Genomic DNA, 3,767 nt, shown 5'->3' with positions numbered 1-3,767 from the left:
GTGGAAGGATGGGTGGACGAGGTGGTGGAAACCTTGGAAGCGGGCGACACGGACACCCTGCGCACCCTCTTCACGTCTTTCCTGGCCAGCATCCCCTACACCATGCGACGCAAGGAGGACGAGACCGAACGCGAGCGGTATTTCCAGTACACCTTCTACCTGATCATGCGGATGGTCAGTGTCTACACGGTTTATGTGGAGAAGGCACAGAGTCAGGGACGGGTGGACTGCATCGTGGAGACACCGCAATATGTCTATATCTTCGAGTTCAAGCTGGACGGTACGGCCGAAGAGGCTCTTCAGCAGATAGAGGAAAAAGGCTATGCAAGGGAATATGCCTCCGACTCCCGTACGCTTTACAGGATAGGGGCCAGCTTCTCTTCCGAAACAGGAACGATTGGCGACTGGAAATGTATATAAAACTTATTTGCCGCTTCACTCGGTTTGCACTATCTTTCCAGAATATAGGCTGCACCTCAGAAGCACAAGCTGGAAAACTTCGTTTTCCGCTTGCCGCTTCACTCGGTTTGCACTATCTTTGAAAAAAGTATTCATTATCATTCTTAATTATTCATTCGCCCCATGAAGTACCCTATCGGAATACAGAGCTTTGACCGCATCATCGAAGACGGATATGTCTATGTTGACAAAACAGACCTGATTTACCAACTGGCCCAGGAAGGAAGCATCTATTTCCTGAGCCGCCCGCGACGCTTCGGGAAAAGTCTGCTGGTGTCCACCTTGGAGCACTATTTTCTGGGGCACAAGGAACTGTTCAAGGGATTGAAGATAGACCAGTTGGAAAAGGACTGGAATGTATATCCCGTATTTCATGTGGACTTCAACGGCTCCAACTTCACCCAGGCAGGTGTGCTGGAAGAACGGCTGGAGGATTACGTGTCCGATTGGGAAACCCGTTACGGACTGACTTCCGAAGCCGACCGGCTGGACGTGGGAGGACGGTTTATCAAGGTCCTCCGCGCAGCGCACGAGCAGACCGGACGACGGGCCGTGGTACTGATTGATGAATACGACAAACCGATTTTGGATGTACTCGATGTGGACACCGGTCTGGAGGACCGACACCGCAACGTGCTGAAAGCCTTCTACTCTGTGTTTAAGGGAGCCGATGCACACCTGCAGTTTGTCCTGCTGACAGGAGTGACCAAGTTCTCACAGGTGAGCGTGTTCAGCGGGTTCAACCAGCCCAAGGACATCAGCATGGACCGACGCTACGAAGCGCTCTGCGGCATCACACAGGAAGAGATAGACCGTTACTTCCCGGAACCCATCGCGGAAATGGCACACGACTACCAATGTACGCCCGAGGAAATGAGGCAGCGGCTCAAACTGCAATACGACGGCTACCATTTCAGTGAACGGCTGACGGACGTGTACAACCCCTTCAGCCTGCTCAACGCACTGGACAGTCTGCGGATATACGATTACTGGTTCCGCTCCGGCACGCCCACCTACCTCATCCGGCTCCTCACCCATTTCAACGAAAACCTCAACGAGCTCACCGGAAAATACTACCGCCCGGAAGAGTTCATCGACTACAAGGCGGATGTGGAACAACCCCTGCCCATGATTTTCCAGAGCGGATACCTCACCATCAAGGGATACAACATGCGCATGAACAAGTTCCTGCTCGACTTCCCCAACAACGAGGTGAAGAACGGCTTCCTGACCATGTTGGCCGCCTCCTACCTCAAGCCCAAACAGCGCGTGGAAGGATGGGTGGACGAGGTGGTGGAAACCTTGGAAGCGGGCGACACGGACACCCTGCGCACCCTCTTCACGTCTTTTCTGGCCAGCATCCCCTACACCATGCGACGCAAGGAGGACGAGACCGAACGCGAGCGCTATTTCCAGTACACCTTCTACCTGATTATGCGGATGGTCAGTGTCTATACGGTCTATGTGGAGAAGGCACAGAGTCAGGGACGGGTGGACTGCATCGTGGAGACGCCGCAATATGTCTATATTTTCGAGTTCAAGCTGGACGGTACGGCCGAAGAGGCTCTTCAGCAGATAGAGGAAAAAGGCTATGCAAGGGAATATGCCTCCGACTCACGCACGCTTTACAGGATAGGTGCCAGCTTCTCTTCCGAAACCGGCACGATCGGCGACTGGAAATGTATATAAATGAAACGAACTTATCGGCTAAGAAACATAAAAATATAATTTGTAGAGACATGACATTGGGTATTCATCTTTAGATACCAATAAATCAACAATATACGAATATTTTCAGGAATAGACCTGTAGAGACCACTTTTCGCATACGCGAGAATCTTCTTGTTATATTTGCAGTCCAGAAACTACTTCAAAAATAGTAGACAAACAAACTTTGTAAATAAAAGAAAACAAGTTATCGTATGCACACAATTAGAAAAGCACTCCTGCTATTATGCAACCTAGAATCTACCGGTAGTTACCTTATCAACAGACACATGAAACACAAAATAAGTCCCATTCTATATATAGCAGGCATCTTCCTGCTGTTTGCTACCTGCACAAGACACCCCCATGCAAGTGCCCTGTTACAGCAAACAGACTCCTTGTTGCATCATAACCAACCAGATTCTGTCCTGCAACTTCTATTCGCTCTCAAGGATGAAACGTCCCTCTCTGAAACGGAACGAATGAAGCTGGTCTGGAATAAAGCCATGGCACACTACCAACTGGAAATGTCGCTGTTGGAAGACTCTCTGCTCTGTCAGGCTGTCACCTACTATCGGAAACAGACAACAGATACAGCACGACTACTAGACACTTATCTGCTCGAAGGCATGTACCTGAGATGGAAGGAAGCAAACGATGAGGCCATTGCTGTATTCGACAAAGGCATCGCTTTGGCCATCTCCCGAAAAGACACTACCAACATGCTGATACTACAGCGCAAGAAACTGGAAGTGCTATACAAGCAAAGCCGTTTTCTGGAGTGTAAAACAATGATTGAAGACATGCGCATTGCCCACAAACTCCCGGTAAAGGAGCATTATCAAATGGTATATTCACTGGCTCTTGTATCGCAGTTGGGAGGAGTCCGGCAGACAAAGAAACCGTATGTAAACTACACCCTCTCTTAAATACTTCATTCGGATAAAGGACAGCCTCGCAAGAAGTTGTCCTTTATGCGATTTAAAAACTTCGTTTTCCGCTTGCTGCTTCACTCGGTTTGCACTATCTTTTCAGAAAATAGGCTGCACCTCGGAAGCACAAGCTGGAAAACTTCCTTTTCCGCTTGCTGCTTCACTCGGTTTGCACTATCTTTGAAAAAAGTATTCATTATTCATTCTTAATTATTCATTCGCCCCATGAAGTACCCTATCGGAATACAGAGCTTTGACCGTATCATCGAAGACGGATATGTCTATGTTGACAAAACAGACCTGATTTACCAACTGGCCCAGGAAGGAAGCATCTATTTCCTGAGCCGCCCGCGACGCTTCGGAAAAAGTCTGCTGGTGTCCACCTTGGAGCACTATTTCCTGGGGCACAAGGAACTGTTCAAGGGACTGAAGATAGACCAGTTGGAAAAGGACTGGAATATATATCCCGTGTTTCATGTGGACTTCAACGGATCCAACTTCACCCAGGCGGGTGTGCTGGAAGAACGGCTGGAGGATTACGTGTCCGGTTGGGAAACCCGCTACGGACTGACTTCCGAAGCCGACCGGCTGGACGTGGGAGGACGGTTTATCAAGGTGCTCCGCGCGGCGCACGAGCAGACCGGACGACGGGCCGTGGTACTGATTGAT

The 3,767-nt window shown here is 49.7% G+C and carries 4 protein-coding genes; all 4 read left to right on the top strand.

The features are described from left to right. The coding region (locus OCV81_RS14565) for a PD-(D/E)XK nuclease domain-containing protein (RefSeq protein ID WP_262640381.1) at nt 1-420 on the top strand (420 nt) is incomplete at its 5' end. Between the two features lie 162 nt (nt 421-582). Beyond that, a complete protein-coding gene (locus OCV81_RS14560) occupies nt 583-2,148 on the top strand; it encodes an ATP-binding protein (protein ID WP_148330682.1) in 1,566 nt (521 codons plus the stop codon). A 308-nt stretch (nt 2,149-2,456) separates the two neighbouring features. Then, a complete protein-coding gene (locus OCV81_RS14555; protein ID WP_148330681.1) occupies nt 2,457-3,095 on the top strand; it encodes a hypothetical protein in 639 nt (212 codons plus the stop codon). A 228-nt stretch (nt 3,096-3,323) separates the two neighbouring features. Next, a partial coding sequence (locus OCV81_RS14550; RefSeq protein ID WP_262640380.1) for an AAA family ATPase occupies nt 3,324-3,767 on the top strand: 444 nt, incomplete at its 3' end.

This window comes from Phocaeicola fibrisolvens, from assembly GCF_025567125.1.
In the GTDB taxonomy this organism is placed as follows: domain Bacteria; phylum Bacteroidota; class Bacteroidia; order Bacteroidales; family Bacteroidaceae; genus Phocaeicola; species Phocaeicola fibrisolvens.
Note: the sequence above shows the minus strand (reverse complement) of the source record. Positions and strands in the feature narration are given on the sequence as shown.

Excerpts from the sequence above, each read along its gene's own strand:
- OCV81_RS14560 (WP_148330682.1), top strand. The coding sequence starts at position 583 with ATGAAGTACCCTATCGGAATACAGAGCTTTGACCGCATCATCGAAGAC.
- OCV81_RS14555 (WP_148330681.1), top strand. The coding sequence starts at position 2,457 with ATGAAACACAAAATAAGTCCCATTCTATATATAGCAGGCATCTTCCTG.